The organism is Burkholderia diffusa, assembly GCF_001718315.1.
GTDB lineage: Bacteria > Pseudomonadota > Gammaproteobacteria > Burkholderiales > Burkholderiaceae > Burkholderia > Burkholderia diffusa_B.
Genome location: NZ_CP013364.1, coordinates 635,061 through 651,002, shown reverse-complemented (window position 1 = coordinate 651,002; position 15,942 = coordinate 635,061). Strand labels below are relative to the sequence as shown.

At 68.6% G+C, this 15,942-nt stretch carries 12 protein-coding genes; 5 read left to right on the top strand and 7 right to left on the bottom strand.

Annotated features, from left to right (window positions below; translation table 11 throughout):
- Nucleotides 1-142: 142 nt before the first annotated feature.
- From acs to WI26_RS33220, 6 genes are all read right to left on the bottom strand, one after another.
- Entirely contained in the window at nt 143-2,137 is a 1,995-nt protein-coding gene (gene acs / locus WI26_RS29545; RefSeq protein ID WP_069228188.1) for an acetate--CoA ligase, read from the bottom strand.
- A 263-nt stretch (nt 2,138-2,400) separates the two neighbouring features.
- Nucleotides 2,401-4,287, bottom strand: coding sequence for a sigma-70 family RNA polymerase sigma factor (locus tag WI26_RS29540; RefSeq protein ID WP_208604163.1), 1,887 nt, complete (start codon nt 4,285-4,287; stop codon nt 2,401-2,403).
- Complete coding sequence (locus WI26_RS29535; RefSeq protein ID WP_059510566.1) at nt 4,271-4,588, bottom strand: high-potential iron-sulfur protein; 318 nt, start codon at nt 4,586-4,588, stop codon at nt 4,271-4,273. The genes WI26_RS29540 and WI26_RS29535 overlap by 17 nt, the downstream gene beginning before the upstream one ends.
- Nucleotides 4,589-4,663: 75 nt before the next feature.
- Entirely contained in the window at nt 4,664-5,923 is a 1,260-nt protein-coding gene (locus tag WI26_RS29530) for a c-type cytochrome (protein ID WP_059543113.1), read from the bottom strand.
- Nucleotides 5,924-6,005: 82 nt separating this feature from the next.
- The gene (locus WI26_RS29525) at nt 6,006-7,733 is read right to left on the bottom strand and encodes a methanol/ethanol family PQQ-dependent dehydrogenase (RefSeq protein ID WP_059510568.1); all 1,728 of its coding nucleotides are present in this window, start codon (nt 7,731-7,733) and stop codon (nt 6,006-6,008) included.
- A 451-nt stretch (nt 7,734-8,184) separates the two neighbouring features.
- Nucleotides 8,185-8,586, bottom strand: coding sequence for a hypothetical protein (locus WI26_RS33220; RefSeq protein WP_236849371.1), 402 nt, complete (start codon nt 8,584-8,586; stop codon nt 8,185-8,187).
- A gap of 129 nt (nt 8,587-8,715) precedes the next feature.
- On the opposite strand from WI26_RS33220, the gene WI26_RS33215 reads away from it, so the two are divergent.
- The 4 genes from WI26_RS33215 (at nt 8,716) to WI26_RS29500 (ending at nt 12,593) form a co-directional block, all read left to right on the top strand.
- Nucleotides 8,716-9,051, top strand: a complete 336-nt coding sequence (locus WI26_RS33215; protein WP_236849370.1) for an energy transducer TonB — start codon at nt 8,716-8,718, stop codon at nt 9,049-9,051.
- 10 nt (nt 9,052-9,061) lie between these two features.
- A complete protein-coding gene (locus WI26_RS29510; RefSeq protein WP_167359279.1) occupies nt 9,062-9,781 on the top strand; it encodes a MotA/TolQ/ExbB proton channel family protein in 720 nt (239 codons plus the stop codon).
- Nucleotides 9,778-10,206 carry an ExbD/TolR family protein gene (locus WI26_RS29505; protein ID WP_069228184.1) on the top strand — a complete coding sequence of 143 codons (429 nt, stop codon included), beginning with the start codon at nt 9,778-9,780 and terminating at the stop codon, nt 10,204-10,206. The genes WI26_RS29510 and WI26_RS29505 overlap by 4 nt, the downstream gene beginning before the upstream one ends.
- An 89-nt stretch (nt 10,207-10,295) precedes the next feature.
- Nucleotides 10,296-12,593: a TonB-dependent receptor gene (locus tag WI26_RS29500; protein WP_069228183.1), complete on the top strand. Its 2,298-nt coding sequence runs from the start codon at nt 10,296-10,298 to the stop codon at nt 12,591-12,593.
- Here WI26_RS29500 and WI26_RS29495 read toward each other — a convergent pair.
- Nucleotides 12,578-13,573, bottom strand: a complete 996-nt coding sequence (locus WI26_RS29495) for an alpha/beta fold hydrolase (RefSeq protein ID WP_069228182.1) — start codon at nt 13,571-13,573, stop codon at nt 12,578-12,580. The genes WI26_RS29500 and WI26_RS29495 overlap by 16 nt on opposite strands.
- A 338-nt stretch (nt 13,574-13,911) precedes the next feature.
- Here WI26_RS29495 and WI26_RS29490 point away from each other — a divergent pair, with 338 nt between their 5' ends.
- Complete coding sequence (locus WI26_RS29490; protein WP_069228181.1) at nt 13,912-15,912, top strand: sigma-54-dependent Fis family transcriptional regulator; 2,001 nt, start codon at nt 13,912-13,914, stop codon at nt 15,910-15,912.
- Nucleotides 15,913-15,942 lie beyond the last annotated feature (30 nt).

The window sequence follows — 15,942 nt, the reverse complement described above, 5'->3', positions numbered from 1 at the left end:
GCATGCGCAGGATGGGGCGCGGCGCAACGCACGTGCGCGGCCGGGTGTCGGCCGCGTGCGACGCGTTCGTGGCGGGGATGGGCGCCGGAACGCGCGTGCGTCGAAGAGTTCGTGTGAGGCCGACCGACGCCGGCCCCGTCATTCAGAGTGACTGGCCGAGTTGCTCGAGGATCGCGGGGTTCTCGAGCGTGGACGTGTCCTGCGTGATCGCCTCGCCCTTCGCGAGCGAGCGCAGCAGGCGCCGCATGATCTTGCCCGAGCGCGTCTTCGGCAGGTTGTCGCCGAAGCGGATGTCCTTCGGCTTCGCGATCGGACCGATCTGCTTGCCCACCCAGTCGCGCAGCGTCTTCGCCAGCGCCGCCGCTTCCTCGCCCTCCGGACGCGAACGCTTGAGCACCACGAACGCGACCACCGCCTCGCCCGTCGTGTCGTCCGGGCGGCCAACCACCGCCGCTTCCGCAACCAGCTCGTGCGACACCAGCGCCGACTCGATCTCCATCGTCCCGAGCCGGTGGCCCGACACGTTCAGCACGTCGTCGATGCGGCCCATGATCGTGAAGTAGCCGGTGTCCTTGTCGCGCACCGTGCCGTCGCCGGCCAGGTACAGCCGGCCGCCGAGTTCTTCGGGGTAATAGCTCTTCCTGAAGCGCTCCGGGTCGCCCCAGATCGTGCGGATCATCGCCGGCCACGGACGCTTGACGACGAGAATGCCGCCTTGCCCGTTCGGCACGTCCTGGCCCGTTTCGTCGACCACCGCGGCCATGATGCCCGGCAGCGGCAGCGTGCACGAACCCGGCACCGTCGGCGTCGCGCCCGGCAGCGGCGTGATCATGTGGCCGCCGGTTTCGGTCTGCCACCACGTGTCGACGATCGGGCAGCGCTCCTGGCCGACGTGCTTGTGGTACCACATCCACGCTTCCGGATTGATCGGTTCGCCGACCGTGCCGATGATGCGCAGGCTCGACAGGTCGTAGCTCTTCGGGTGGACGTGGTCGTCGGCCTCGGCGGCCTTGATCAGCGAGCGGATCGCGGTCGGCGCGGTGTAGAACACCGTGACCTTGTGAGCGTCGATCATCTTCCAGAAGCGGCCGGCATCCGGATACGTCGGCACGCCTTCGAACACGACCTGCGTGCCGCCGCACGCGAGCGGGCCGTAGGTGATGTACGTGTGGCCGGTGACCCAGCCGATGTCGGCGGTACACCAGAACACGTCGGCGGGCTTCCAGTCGAAGGTCCACTTCATCGTCTGCGCGGCCCACAGCAGGTAACCGCCGGTGCTGTGCTGCACGCCCTTGGGCTTGCCGGTCGAGCCCGACGTATAGAGGATGAACAGCGGATGCTCGGCGCCGACCCATTCCGGTGCGCACGTGTCGGACTCGCCGTCGGCGATCTCGTGCATCCACAGGTCGCGCCCGGCGTGCCAGTCGATCTTGCCGCCGGTGCGGCGATAGACGATCACGCTCTTCACGGCCTCGCAGCCGCCCATCGCGAGCGCCTCGTCGGCGATGCTCTTGAGCGGCAGCGTCTTGCCGCCGCGCGCCTGCTCGTCGGCGGTGATGAGCGCGACCGCGCCGACGTCGACGAGCCGCTCGTTGAGCGACTTCGCGGAGAAGCCGCCGAACACGACCGAGTGCGTGGCGCCGATGCGTGCGCAGGCCTGCATCGCGACGATGCCCTCGATCGACATCGGAATGTAGATGACGACGCGATCGCCCTTGCCGATGCCGCGTTTCTTCAGCGCATTCGCGAAGCGCGAGACGCGCGCGAGGAGATCGGCGTAGGTGACGCGGGTGACGGTGCCGTCGTCGGCCTCGAAGATGATCGCGCCGCGTTCGCCGTTGCCGGCTTCGACGTGACGGTCGAGGCAGTTGTACGACGCGTTGAGCTCGCCGTCGTCGAACCACTTGTAGAACGGCGCATTGCTCTCGTCGAGCACCTTGGTGAACGGCTTGTGCCAGGTCAGGCCCTCGCGCGCGAGACGCGCCCAGAAGCCTTCGTAATCCTGCTCGGCCTCGGCGGCCAGCGCGCGGTAGGCCGGCATGCCGGAAATGGTCGCACGCTCGCGCGTGTCGGCCGTCGGTTCGAAGATTCGGCGCTCCTGCAGGATCGATACGAGGGCAGTCAAGATGGTCTCCATGAAAATCGTCGGGTGTGGCATGACCGTTGAAACGCAACTTGCATGCCAAATGCGCGGTTATGCGGCCGGAACGGCGTGCATGTGCGTTGTTATGCGGTTCTTGGCGATTGATCTGCATTGCAGATCAATGAGGATGGGGCGCGGGCCACGCTCGCCAGCTTGAGCGTTGCGTCGAAATGCAGCAACCGGTGTTGCAAGCGTCAACACGGCGCACGGCACACGCACGCGACGCACCGCGTTCGTGTCGTGCGCCATGCGCAGCGCTATGCGATGAACGAGCGGAGCACGTCGAGCGCGTCGGACGCACGAAGGCGCGTGAGCGCCGACGCCTCGATCTGCCGCACGCGTTCCGCCGACAGGTTCATCTGGCGGCCGATGTCGCGCAGCGAGCAGCCTTCGTCGGCATGCAGCCCGTAGCGCAGCCGGAGCACCATCGCCTCGCGCGGCGGCAGCCTGTCGATCGCGGCGGCGATCGTGCTGCGCAACTGCATGGCGCCGGCGGCGTCCTCGGGTGACGGCGACGACAGGTCCGGCGCGACGTCGGCGAACGTCATGTCGCCTTCCGGCGAAACCGGCAGGTCTGCCGACACCGGTTCCTTCACGATCGCCAGCAGGTCGCGCACCTTGTCGACGGGCTCGCCCATGTGGACGGCCAGTTCGGCCGGCGTCGCGGCCGTGCCCGCGCGTTGCCGATGCTCGCGCGCGAGCCTCGTCAGCTTGTTCAGCGCGTCGACCGTATGCGTCGGCACGCGGATCGTGCGGCCGAGGTCGGCGAGCGCGTGCGTGATCGCCTGCCGGATCCACCAGGTCGCGTAGGTCGAGAACCGGAAGCCGCGGCGGTAGTCGTAGCGCTCGATGGCCTTCAACAGGCCGATGTTGCCTTCCTGGATCAGGTCCGCGAACGGCAGGCCGCGATCGGGATAGCGCTTCGCGATCGACACGACGAGCCGCAGGTTCGCGTCGAACAAGCCCGCTTTTGCCGGCTGCATCGCGCGTTCGATCGCGCCGAGCCGGGCATCGAGCAACGCGGTCGCGCCGGGCGGCAATTCCGATGCCGGGGCGTCGCGCACGATCGCGACGCGTGCATCGATGAATTCGGCCGCGCGTCGCATCAGCGTCGGCCCGCAGGCCGGATGCGCGGCAATGCACGACGCGAGCCAGTCTGCGTGATCGTCGTGGTCCGTCTGCGCGAACGACGGCGGGACGCCCACGTCGGCCAACAACCGCGCCAGCCGGCCTCGCAGCGCGCGATGCCGGCGTGCGCGGCTGCGCAACGGTTCGCTCATCCGTTCGAGCGCGCGGGCGGACAGGCACAGCGTACCGAGCAGCGCCGCGGCGTCGCGTACGTGCGTGCGATACGCGGCAGACGCGACGCGGCCGGATGCCAGCGCGGCCCGGAGGTTGTCCGCGATCGCGTCGATGCGAGCGAGTCGTGCCAATACCGCATCGCGCCAGGCCGAATTCTCCAAGGGCGCCTCGTCGTCACCCCCGGCCTCGCTGGCGGAGGCATGGGGGGCGCCTGCATCGGCGTGGTTGGACGGTCGATCGTCGCGCGGGTTGTCGGCCAGAAAGAGCACATAGGTGGATGCGGCGGTCCGGCATTCGGCGATTTCGGTGCGTATCGACACGAGCACGTCGAGCGCATCGGGATCGCCGCACAGCACCGCGACCGACGCCGCGCGGCCGCGCTCGATGCGCTGCGCGTACGCGAATTCCTCGTCGCGGGTGAGGAGCGGTGTCGTACCCATCTCGCGCAGGTACAGCCGGACCGGGTCGGTCGTGCGCGGGGCGAGCAGGTCGGCCGCGGCGAGCGTGCCGTCGCCGTCGACCCATGCGCGTGCCGGCGGCGCGGGCCGGAAGTAACGGTCGAGCGTCCAGCCGCTCGCGGTATCGGCGCGCTCGGACACCGCGATGCCGAGTTCGGCGAGCACGGCGGCGGCCGCGTCGATGTCGCTTTCGTTCGCATCGTCGTCGGGCAGCGCGTCGATGATGTCGGCGCGCGTGACGAAGCCGCGCGACAGGCCGGTCGCGATCAGCGCGTGCAGATGCGCGACGGCGTGCGGCGGCGCGCCGTCGTCGCTGCCGGCAGCGGGCGCCGGTGCGCGCCGTGCCGGCAGCCCGTCGCGCGACGCGTCACGCGCGCTTCGCATACACGTTGCACCAGCCGTCCGCCGCGACCAGCTTGCCGGCGAACATCGGGCACGTGCCGGCGGTATCCGCCGCTTCGCCCTTATAGAAGCGGCAATTTGCACAGCGCTGGCCGGCCTGGTATTTCGGGAACTGCGCGGCGTCGACGCTGGACGCGTGCGCGCGATACCCGAGCGTTTTCGCGGCGGGGTCGTTCTCGTCGACGAGCGGCGGCGCCGCGCATGCCGTGCGGGCGGCGGCGAGCGTCGCGCACAGGCCGATGGCGTTGATGATGAAGGTTCTGCGGGAGGTGGGGTACGTCACGGTCGTTTCCTGTCGAAGATGAAATCGCGGGGAAGGGCGCGGCCCGCATCGCGCGGCGAAGCCGCTTGCCCGGTGTTACTGGCTCGCGTCCTTGTGCGCGGCGGGACCGGCGACGAGCGGCGCGGTCGACGCGTGCGCGGTATCGGCCGTCAGCTTGCTCTTGCTGGCGGCATAGCCGTTCGACGCGAGCAGGAAGGCCATCAGGTCCGCGTATTCGTCGTCCTTCAGCTTGCCCGGCTGGTCCGCCGGCATGTTGGTGGCCATGTAGCCGAACACGCCACCGATCGTCAGGTGCGAATGCGACAGCGGCGCGAACGACGGGCCGCTCAACGCGGGCGCGGTGTTGCCTTCGAGATCGGCGCCGTGGCACTTTGCGCACGCATTGCCGTAGATCTCCTTGCCGTGGGCGACCTGGCTCGCGTCGAAGGACGGCGCGGCGTCGCCGGTGCTCGCGCCGACGCGGATGAACCCGCCGCCGGCGGGCACGTTGCGCGCGCGCAGCAAGTTACCGGGCGCGCGGCCTGCGCTCGCCGTCGCGCCATCGAGGAAACGGGATGGCATGCGCGACTCGTGCGCTTCGAGCGCGCTGCCGGGCAACGCCCACTTGCGGGTCAGCGCGGCGAGCCGGCCGTTGTTCTTCATCTGCGTAAGTGCCGCGTCGATACGTTGCTGCAACTCGGCCGAGCGCGGTGCGAACGCGAACGTGAGCTGCCATTCCGCATACGGCGACGATGTCGCGCCGATGCGGAACGCCTGTTTCGGATGCGCGGCCTGATACGCGACGACTGCCGGATACCAGACGATCGCGCGATGCGCGCGGCCGCGCGCGACCGCGTCGACCGTTTGCTCGGACGTGTTCTCGAGATCGAAGCGCGCGTTCTTCTGCTGAACCGCGATCAATTGCGCGGGGCTTGCATAGGTCGCCGCGACGATTTCGCGGTCCGTGGCCGGCGCGCCGGCATCGCGACGCGTGACGCTCACGTAGCCCGAGCGCAGGTAGCCTTGCGAGAACAGCAGCTTCGTATCGGATGCATCGGCGATGGCCGAGCGCGGAAAGCCGGCGAGCACGTCGCAGTCGTGTTCGAGGAGGTTGGCGAGCTCGTGGGCGGACACGCCGTCGTCGTCGCTGCCGCCCGCGTCGTGCCCGGAGAAGTTCGCGGCGATGCCGGCCGTGCGGAATGCGTCGCGGGCGACGGCCTTGTCGAGCGCGGCCGTCGGCGTGCCCGGCAGCGAGCACACGCGCACTGCCGTCGCGGCCGTGGAGAGCGCCGGTGTCAGCGCCGTGCCTGCCGCGAGCGCACAGGCCACGGCGAGGCGGGAAAGTCGGAGGTTCATGATCGTACGCCCGGTTGAAATGGAGAAGGAGAGGGCGCCCGCGCCGGCGGCGCGGGCGCAATGCGATTGCGCCGGCTGACGATCAGCCGCGGTCAAGGGCGAATACGTACAGCGTGCCGCCGCGCGGCACGTCGTCCGCCGCCTTGGCCATCGGGCCGCCCCAGATCGGATTCGCACCGCCGTAGCCGGCGAGCACCGCTACGTACTCCTTGCCGTCCACTTCAAAGACGGACGGTTGCGCGATGATCCCGCTCGCGAGCTTCGGGCTCTCCCACAGAACCTTGCCGGTGGTGACGTCGAACGCGTACAGGTGGCCGTCGAGCGAGCCGCTGAACGCGAGGCCGCTCGCGGTCGTCGCGACGCCGCCGTTCCACGGCAGCTTGCTCCAGTGGCTCCATACCTTCTTGCCGGTGTTCACGTCGATTGCCTGGAGCTCGCCGTAGCCTTCGCTGCCCGGCTCGGGCTTGATCTCGAAACCTTCGCCGAGATACGGCAGCCCTTCCATGTAGTTGACCGACTTGCCCGACAGGCTCATGCACGCATGCAGCGACGGCACGATCGCGAGATGGCGGACGGGGTCGTACGACACCGACCACCAGTTCTTGCCGCCGAGGAAGCTCGGGCACGTGTCGATCGTCGTGCCGACCTTCGGATACTTCGCGGGATCCTGGATCGGCGCGCCGTCTTCCGTGTAGCCGGTCACCGACGTCGCCTTCACGAACGGCTCCGCATAGATCAGCTTGCCGGTGTCGCGATCGATCGCATGGAAGTAGCCGTTGCGGTCCGCGTGGATGATCGCGTCGTGCTCCTTGCCCTTGTACTTGATCGTCGCGAGCACCGGCGTGTTGACGCCGTCATAGTCCCAGGTGTCGTGCTTCGTGTACTGGTAGTGCCATTTGAGGTCGCCGTTCTTCGGATCCAGCGCGAGCAGTGAATCGGAGTACAGGTTGTCGCCCGGGCGCAGGTCCGCGAGCCACGGCCCCGGGTTGCCGACGCCCCAGTACAGCGTGCGCGTCGCCGCGTCGTAGGTGCCGGTCAGCCAGGCCGGCGCGCCGCCGTGCGCCTGCATGCCGTCGGGCCAGGTATCGGCGTGCTTCTCGCCCTGGCCGGGGATCGTGAAGCGCTTCCACAGCAGCGTGCCGTCGTTCGGGCTGAGCGCCGCGATGAAGCCGCGTGCGCCGTATTCGCCGCCCGAACTGCCGACCACGATCGCGCCGTCGAGCGCGAGCGGGGCGAGCGAGAATGCGTAGCCCAGCCCCGGTTCGAACATCTGCTTCTTCCACACGAGCGCGCCCGTCTGCGCGTCGAGCGCGGCCACCTCGCCGCTCAGCATCGCAACGTAGACGTTCTTGCCGTACAGCGCGACGCCGCGGTTCACGACATCGCAGCAGGCCGTCTTGAACGATTCCGCGCCGAGCTTGGGCTCGTATTTCCACAGTTGCGCGCCGGTGGCCGCGTCGAACGCGTACACGTTGTCCTTCGGCGTGGTGACGAACAGATACCGGCCGTTGACGATCGGCGTGGCTTCGAAGCCCTGCTTCAGCTCGGCCGGAAACTTGTAGCTCCACGCCTGCGTGAGCTGCTTCACGTTCGACGCGTCGATCTGCTTGAGCGGCGAATGCGCCTGGCCGTTGTACGTGCGGTAGTAGGTGAGCCAGCCCGGATCGCGTTGCGCATCCGTGAGCCGCTGATACGTGACGGCCGGATAATCCGCGGCTGCGTCCACCAGGCCGGGATTCAAGGCGATCGCTGCAGCCGCCGCGATTCCGATGGTTGCCAGTCGGCTCGTCGAAGCCGAGAGTTTTTTCATGGTTGTCTCCTGAGTCATTGTGGTCGCACCGCGGCCAACACATGGCCGGGCCGGCAGGGTGGGGATCCGGGTCCAGTGCGCAGCCAGTCACGCAAATCGCATGCCATTGACACGCGCGCCTTGTCGCGCAAGGCGGAGCGGTCGATTGCATGCACTGTGGCGACGTGCGCGGGCAGCGCGCGGATGATCCGCATGTGTTGCGTTCGGGGACAGCCGCGGGCGCAGTGTTGCGAAAGATGACAGTGCGGTGCGCGAGCGAAGGCGTTGCGTCGCTGATCCAAATTGACACAGGCGCAACATGGGTGGCGCGAAGTGAAACAGGTGCGCGGTCGCGTATCGATGCGTGGCGGCTTCGATCGGCGGCCGGCCGGGCGTTACACGTATCGGCATGCTTCTTGCCGTTCGACGGAACGATTCCGCGCAGCGAGAGACCGCCATGCATGCCCAGATTTCATCCGATGCCGCTCGCAAGTGTGCGCGCCGCCGCGTAGTCGCGCTCGCATACGGCATCGCGCCGGGCGGCGCGTGCGCGGCGACGATCGAGATGCGGCAGGCCGCGCGCGCACGCGAGCCGCTGGGAGCCGTCGCGCTGACGGTATTTGCCGTCCATGCGGCCATCGTGGTCGCCTTGTGGCATGCGTGGGGACTCGATGGAGGCCCGCCGCTGCCTCGCGCGCTGGCCGTCGAGGTAGACGCAAGCGAATTCGGGCGAGTGGCGGAACCCGGCGTGCATCGTTGGCGGGATGTCGCGAAACAGGTTCCTCCCGAGCATATGCCTTCGCATTCGAGCCGAGAAGCAGCCGTGCATCGAGAGGCTCAGCCAAGGGCGGTCGCAATGCGTCAGGTCGATCATGCAGGTCCTTCGCGCAAGCCCGCTGGCGCAATTGCCACGGCGCAGCCGGACGGTGAACGTCGGCGAACCGTGCCGGAGCGGGAACCGGCTCAGCCTGCCGCTGCAAATGCAGCGGCGGATACCGCGACGGTGTCCGCGCGTGCGACGCAGGTTGCGCAGTCCTCGGCGGCACCCGAACCCGTGTCCGCGCCGCGCTTCGCGGCGACCTACCTGCGCAACCCCGCGCCCGATTACCCGGACGTCGCGCAGCGGCGCGGCTGGGAAGGCACCACGCTCCTGAACGTGCATGTGCTCGCGAACGGCCGGCCCGACCAGGTGCTGTTGTCGGCGAGCAGCGGACACGACGCGCTCGACGATGCGGCCGTCGCTGCGGTCACGGACTGGCGCTTCGTGCCGGCGAAGCGCGGCACGGAAGCGATCGATGGCTGGGTCAGGGTGCCTGTCGTGTTCAAAATCGGAAACTAAGGAATCCGTCATGTCAGATTACATCCATTACGCGGTCATCGGCACGTTTGCGCTCCTCGCGATGCTGTCGGCGCTCACCTGGACGCTGATCGTCTTCAAGACGCTGTTGTATGCGCGCGTCGCGCTAGGCAACCGCCGCTTTGCCGCGCGACGCGGCGATCATGCGGGGCTGTCGATGCCGGCGGACGACGATGTGGCCGGCAGCCTGAACGCGCGCCTGCAGCGCGCGGTGTGCGTTGCATTGCGCGATCTCGACGCGGTCGCGCCGGACGTACCGGCCACGCTGATCACGTGGGATCGCCGCGATTTGCTCGAACGCACGCTCGCGCGCGAGATCCGGCGCACGCAGCGCTCGCTCGAGCGCGGGCTTGCCGTGCTCGCGTCGATCGCGAACGTCGCACCGTTCGTCGGGCTGTTTGGCACCGTGTTCGGCATTGTCCACACGTTGCAGTCGATGACGGCGTCGGCCGCGAACGGCATCGAAGCGATCGCGGGGCCAATCGGCCAGGCGCTGGTCGCGACCGGGATCGGCATCGGCGTCGCGATTCCGGCCGTGCTGGCTTACAACCTGTTCCTGCGCCGGCAAAAGATGGTGACGGCCGGGCTCGACGAGTTCGGCCAGGACCTGATCGCGCTGGCCGAGCAGCGGCGGTTCACGATCGACCCGCCGCTGCATGCCGCGCTTTCGTCTGCGAGCACCCCAGGCGCCGTGCGTCAGGCGGCCGTATGAATACGGATGAACACGAAGCCGACGTGGGCGAGCCGCTCGGCGAGATCAACGTGACGCCGCTCGTCGACGTCGTCCTCGTGTTGCTGGTGATCTTCATGGTCGCCGCGCCGCTGATGACGCATGCGATCCGTATCGACTTGCCGAAGGTAGCCGCCCAGGCGCGCGACTCGCGTGCATCGACCGTCGCCGTGACCGTCGACGCGCACGGCGCGATCCGTATCGATGGCGCGCCGGCCATGCCGGCCGAGGTCGAGGCCGTGCTGGCGCGCCGCGTCGCGCGCGACCCGCAGACGAGCGTCAGCCTGCACGCTGACCGCAACGAGTCGTTCGGCACCGTGGCCGGCGTGATCGCGTCGATCGGACGCGCGCATGTCGCGCACGTCGCAATCGCGACGGCAGACGGCGATGCCGGTACGGCGCGATAAGGCGATCGACGCAAGCTGAAACGGTCGCCGATGTATCGGTATGGACGACGATATAACGACGCTACGACAAGAAAAGAGGAGACGTGGAGATGAAGGAGACGGATGGGGCGAAGCGCCGCTTCGTTGCCCGGCGCGCGGGCGTCACGTTGTGCTTTGGCGGCATGCTCGGCTCGCTGACGCCGGCATGGGCGCAGGCCGAACCGGCAGGCTACGTCGACGCACCGACGCTCGCACCGATCGTCGTCGTCGGCACGACGCCGCTGCTCGGGATCGGCACCCCGCTGTCGCGCGTGCCGGCCAACGTCCAGACGATTCGCGGCGAGGACGTCGCGCGTCAGCACGGCAGCGTACTGACCGAGTACTTCGAGAAGAACGTGTCGAGCGTCGATATCAACGAGGCGCAGGGCAACCCGTACCAGACGGACGTGAACTACCGCGGCTTCACCGCATCGCCGGTCGTCGGCACGCCGCAGGGGCTGTCGGTATTCGTCGATGGCGTGCGCGTGAACGAGCCGTTCGGCGACGTCGTGAACTGGGATCTCATCCCTCAGGCGGCGATCGACACGATGCAGTTGATCCCCGGCTCGAATCCGACCTACGGGCTCAACACGCTCGGCGGCGCGCTCGCGATCACGACGAAGAACGGCAGGACGAGCCCGGGCGGCGCCGCACAGGTGTCGATCGGCTCTTGGGGGCGCAAGACCGTGCAGCTCGAGCAGGGCGGGCGCATCGGCGGCAACCTCGACTACTACGTGACGGGCAACGTCGCGAACGACAACGGCTGGGCCGATCACAATGCGAGCCGCGTGCGGCAGGGATTCGGCAAGCTGCGCTACAACGACGCCGATACGACGCTGTCGATCTCGGCCGGGGGCGCCGACAATGCGCTGCAAGGCTCGCAGACGATTCCGCGGTCATTTCTCGACAATCGCGCGCAGGCCTATACCTATCCCGACCTGAATCGCAACAGCGCCGCGTATGTCACCGTGTCGGGCGACCATTCGTTCGGCGATCACGTGCAGCTCAGCGGCAACGTCTATTACCGGCATTACCGCAACACCAACACCAGCAGCAACGTGAACGACGATTTCGGCAGCGTGGACGGCAGCGGCGCCACCGACACCGTGCAGGCGACCAACGACCGTTCGGTGATCACGACCGACAGCTACGGCGCGAACCTGCAACTGACGCTGCTCGGCAAGCTCGCGGGCCTGGACAACCAGTTCGTCGTGGGCGCGTCCGCCGATCTCGCGAACTCTGGCTTCGAGCAGTCGTCGCAGGATGCGATCTTCACGGATACGCGCGCGACGGTCGGCATCGGCGACTTCACTCGGAAGACGCGCGCGAAGACGCGCAACGGCAACTACGGCGTCTACTTCGACGACACGCTGGCGCTGACGCGGCAATGGTCGCTGACGCTGGCCGGGCGCTACAACTGGTCGCGGGCGGCGATCGAGGACGCGAGCGGGCTGCAGCCGTTGCTCACCGCGCGTCATACGTTCTCGCGGTTCAATCCGGCCGTCGGCATCACGTGGAACCCGGTGCCCGGCTTCACCGCGTATGCAACGTACAACGAAGGAATGCGATCTCCAACCGCAATCGAGCTCGCATGCGCCGATCCAGCGGCGCCGTGTTCGCTGCCCAACGACTTTCTTGCCGACCCGGCGCTGAAGCCGGTGATCGCGAAGACGATCGAGCTCGGCGCGCGCGGCCGGGCCGATCCGGCGACGACGTGGAGCGCGGCCGTCTACAGCACGACGCTCGACGACGACATTCAGTTCATCAGCAGCAACGGCGGCGCGAGCACGCTCGGCTATTTCCAGAACGTCGGCAGGACGCGCCGGCAAGGCTTCGAACTCGCGGGCCATACGCGGTTGGGCCCGGTCGGGATCGGCGTCAGCTACAGCTATGTTGACGCGACCTACCGCTCGACGTGGACCGAAAGCAGCGCGAGCAATTCGAGCGCGGATGCGCACGGCAACATTGCCGTCCGCTCCGGCGATCGCATTCCCGGGATTCCGTCGAGCACCGTGAAGCTGCGGCTCGACTATGCGGCGACGCGGACGTGGAACGTCGGCGCCAACATCACGTATCGCAGCGGCGTGTTCGCGCGCGGCGACGAGAACAACCAGGCCATGAACGGCAAGGTGCCCGGCTATGTGCTGATCGACCTCGACACGACCTGGCAGGTGACGAGGCGCCTGCAATTGTTCGCGTCGGTTACCAACCTGCTCGACAAGCGCTACGCGAGCTTCGGGATGCTCGGCCGGAACTTCTTCAACGGTCCGAATCATTCGTTCGACGGGCTCAACCCCGTCAACGAGCAGTTCGTCGGGCCGGGCGCGCCGCGCGGTGCGTGGGTCGGCGCCCGCTATGCGTGGGACTGAACGGGCGGCTCGATGTGTCGCGGTGCGTCTCCCGCCGTGACGGGGAGCATCGCGCGCACCGCGCGAGCGATGCCACGTGCGAGCGCATCGTCGCTGGCGAGGTGCCCGGCCGGCACGCGTTCGACGCTTGCCGCCGGGACTGCGCGCCCGAGCCGGTCGACGTTGCCGACCGGGCACACGCGGTCGCGCGTGCCGTGCACGGCATGCAACGGCACGCCGGCTTGCGCGAGCTGCCGCGCAAGCGCCAGCAACCGGCGCTCGCCGAGCCAGCAGTTGCGTTGCAGGTAGTGCGCCTGGATCCGGTATTTGTCGATCAGCCGGTCGACGACGGGTTGCGTCGGTCGCGCGGCGCGCGCCGGCCGCCCCGTCAGGATCGCATCCTCATACGCGCTCCATGCGAGCGCGACCGCGCGTTGCCGCGCCGCACCGGCGCCCGGCTGGAGACGCCGCGCGCAGCAGGCGATCAGGCGATCGGCGCGCGCGGTGCCGGCGGCGGCCGTCAGCCGCTGCCAGGCCCGCGGCGCTCGTGCGCGCGCGCCGACGAACAGGCCGCGCACTTCGCGCGACGAAGTCAGGAACAGCCCGCGCAGCACGACGCCCGTCACGCGCGACGGATGTCGTCCCGCATAGGCGAGCGCGAGCGCCGCACCCCACGATCCGCCGACGACGCACCAGCGCGCGATGCCGAGCCGCACGCGTAACGCGTCCAGGTCGCCGACCAGACGCATCGTGTTGTTGTGACGCAGGCCGCCGCGCGGTGTCGATGCGCCGGCGCCGCGCTGGTCGACCAGCACGATGCGCATGCGCGTCAGGTCGAACAGGCCGAGCACCGCTGGCCGGCTCCCGCTGCCGGGCCCGCCGTGCAGCACGACGACCGGGTCGCCGTGCGGGTTGCCGGAGTCGGTCCATGCGATCCGGCAGGCGTCGCGGGACAACGCGGGGCGGGACGTGGAAGCGGAGTGGAGCGGTCGCTGCGTCATGTCGTGTCGGAAAGAGAGTGACGGGTCAACGCCGTAGCGGCGGATCAGGTGGAACCCGGGAACCGGCCGGGGCTTGACCTGCATCAAAGCCAGAATCGCGCCAGCGAACACGATCGGGATCGACCGGGTAGCGGCGGCTTGCGGAATCGCGATATTACGTCCCTGGCGCGTCACGCCGCCTGCACGGCATGCGATTGGCGTAGCTTTCATTTCGATTTCAGTTTGCGCCGCGTGACGATGTTTGGCGTCCGACGCAAGCACTGCCGACACTGTGGCCCGAAGTTTGCTTGATCCAGAACAAAGTCCGGCACCGACCGGAAGGATCCCCGGAGGAGACAATGCGCGATGACGTTCATCCGACGGCCAACGCACGGGCCACGCATGCGCCCGGCTGGCCGACGCCGACGATCCAGAAGTCCCATGAGCGGTCCGAGACGTTCGGCCTGCAGGCGTCGGCACGTCCCGACTACGACCTGCTGTCCGGCGCCGCGCTTGCGCTCAAGCGTGAGCAGAACCGCGTGCTGTGCGTGCATGCGATGCCGGTGATGGAGACGCTGCACGAACAGATCGTCAATACGCAGAGCATGATCGTGCTGACGGATGCGGAAGGGCTGATCCTGCATTCGATCGGCGACGACGACTTCCTGCGGCGCGCGGAACGGGTCGCGCTGCGCCCCGGCGCGAACTGGGCGGAGAACCGGCAGGGCACCAACGCGATCGGCACCGCGCTCGCGGAGCTGTGCCCGATGGTCGTGCACGGCGACCAGCACTTCCTGGCCGCGAACCATTTCCTGACGTGCTCGAGCGTGCCGATCCTCGACCCGTACGGCGACGCGATCGGCGTGCTCGACGTGACGGGCGACCATCGCAGCTATCACCAGCACACGATGGCGCTCGCGAAGATGTCGGTGCAGATGATCGAGAACCACCTGTTCACGACGACGTTCCAGGAGACGCTGCAGGTGTCGTTTCACGGCCGCCCGGAATTCCTCGGCACGTTGATGGAAGGGATCGTCGCGTTCACGGCCGACGGCCGCTTCCTGTCGGCCAATCGCAGCGCGCAATTCCAGCTCGGGATGCCGCTCGCCGCATTGCGCGCGCATACGCTCGCGTCGCTGTTCGACGTGACGAGCGCGCAGCTGATCGACCGGATGCGCGCGAGCACCGAGCCGCACGTGTCGCTGAACCTCGGCAACGGCGCGGTCGTCTGCGCGCGCGTGCAATTCCGGCGCGCGTTGCGCGCCGAGGGCAGCCGGCCCGCCGAAGTGCACGACGGCGCCGCGCCTGCCGCGCGACCGCCCGCGGCGCAGGGCACGGCGAGCCTGTCGCGGCTCAGCTATCTCGACACCGGCGATCCGCAGGTGGCGGCGGTGATCGCGAAGGTCCGCAAGGTGATCGGCAAGGACATTCCGGTGCTGATCACCGGCGAGACCGGAACCGGCAAGGAACTGCTCGCGCAGGCGATTCACAACGACTCGCCACGCCGCGACGGGCCGTTCGTCGCGGTCAACTGCGCGTCGATTCCGGAGACGCTGATCGAATCCGAGCTGTTCGGCTATGAGGAGGGCGCGTTTACCGGCGCGCGCCGCAAGGGCGCGACCGGCAAGCTGCTGCAGGCCAACGGCGGCACGCTGTTTCTCGACGAAATCGGCGACATGCCGTATCCGCTACAGGTGCGGCTGCTGCGCGTGCTTCAGGAGCGCATCGTCAACCCGCTCGGCTCGACGAAGGCGATCGGCGTCGACATCGCGATCATCTGTGCGACGCACCGCGATCTGCGCGACATGATCGCGCAGAACCGCTTTCGCGAGGACCTGTACTACCGGCTCAACGGCCTCGTCGTACGCCTGCCGCCGCTGCGCGACCGCACGGACCTCGCGGTGGTCGTTCAGAAGATGCTGCAGCGGGAGACGCTCTCGGGGCCCGGGCGCCGGCCGCTGAGCGTCGCGCCCGACGTGATGGCGCTGTTCGAGCGCTGCGCGTGGCCCGGCAACTTCCGGCAGCTCGCGAACCTGCTGCGCACGGCGGCCGCGATGGTCGACGACGACTGCGAGATCCGCTGCGAACATTTGCCGGACGATTTTTTCGACGATGTGCGGCGCGACGGCGGCCCGACGGCGCAGGCGGTTTGTACGCCGCCGCTCGCATCGGAGATGCCCGTGTTCCCGGCCGGTGACGCGCGGCTGCAGGACGTGGCCGCGTCCGCGATCGCGGCCGCGCTCGCACGTCATGGCGGCAACGTGTCGGCCGCGGCGCGCGCGCTCGGCGTGTCGCGCAACACGATCTACCGCAAGATGCCGGCCGCCGGACCGGACGCACTGGAGCCGGACGAACGCTGACGCAAGCCGCGACTGTCACACCGGTGTGTC

Coding starts and splice junctions, on each gene's coding strand:
- acs (WP_069228188.1), bottom strand. CDS start 2,137: ATGGAGACCATCTTGACTGCCCTCGTATCGATCCTGCAGGAGCGCCGA.
- WI26_RS29540 (WP_208604163.1), bottom strand. CDS start 4,287: ATGCGAAGCGCGCGTGACGCGTCGCGCGACGGGCTGCCGGCACGGCGC.
- WI26_RS29530 (WP_059543113.1), bottom strand. CDS start 5,923: ATGAACCTCCGACTTTCCCGCCTCGCCGTGGCCTGTGCGCTCGCGGCA.
- WI26_RS29525 (WP_059510568.1), bottom strand. CDS start 7,733: ATGAAAAAACTCTCGGCTTCGACGAGCCGACTGGCAACCATCGGAATC.
- WI26_RS33220 (WP_236849371.1), bottom strand. CDS start 8,586: ATGATCGACCTGACGCATTGCGACCGCCCTTGGCTGAGCCTCTCGATG.
- WI26_RS29510 (WP_167359279.1), top strand. CDS start 9,062: ATGTCAGATTACATCCATTACGCGGTCATCGGCACGTTTGCGCTCCTC.
- WI26_RS29505 (WP_069228184.1), top strand. CDS start 9,778: ATGAATACGGATGAACACGAAGCCGACGTGGGCGAGCCGCTCGGCGAG.
- WI26_RS29500 (WP_069228183.1), top strand. CDS start 10,296: ATGAAGGAGACGGATGGGGCGAAGCGCCGCTTCGTTGCCCGGCGCGCG.
- WI26_RS29495 (WP_069228182.1), bottom strand. CDS start 13,573: ATGACGCAGCGACCGCTCCACTCCGCTTCCACGTCCCGCCCCGCGTTG.
- WI26_RS29490 (WP_069228181.1), top strand. CDS start 13,912: ATGCGCGATGACGTTCATCCGACGGCCAACGCACGGGCCACGCATGCG.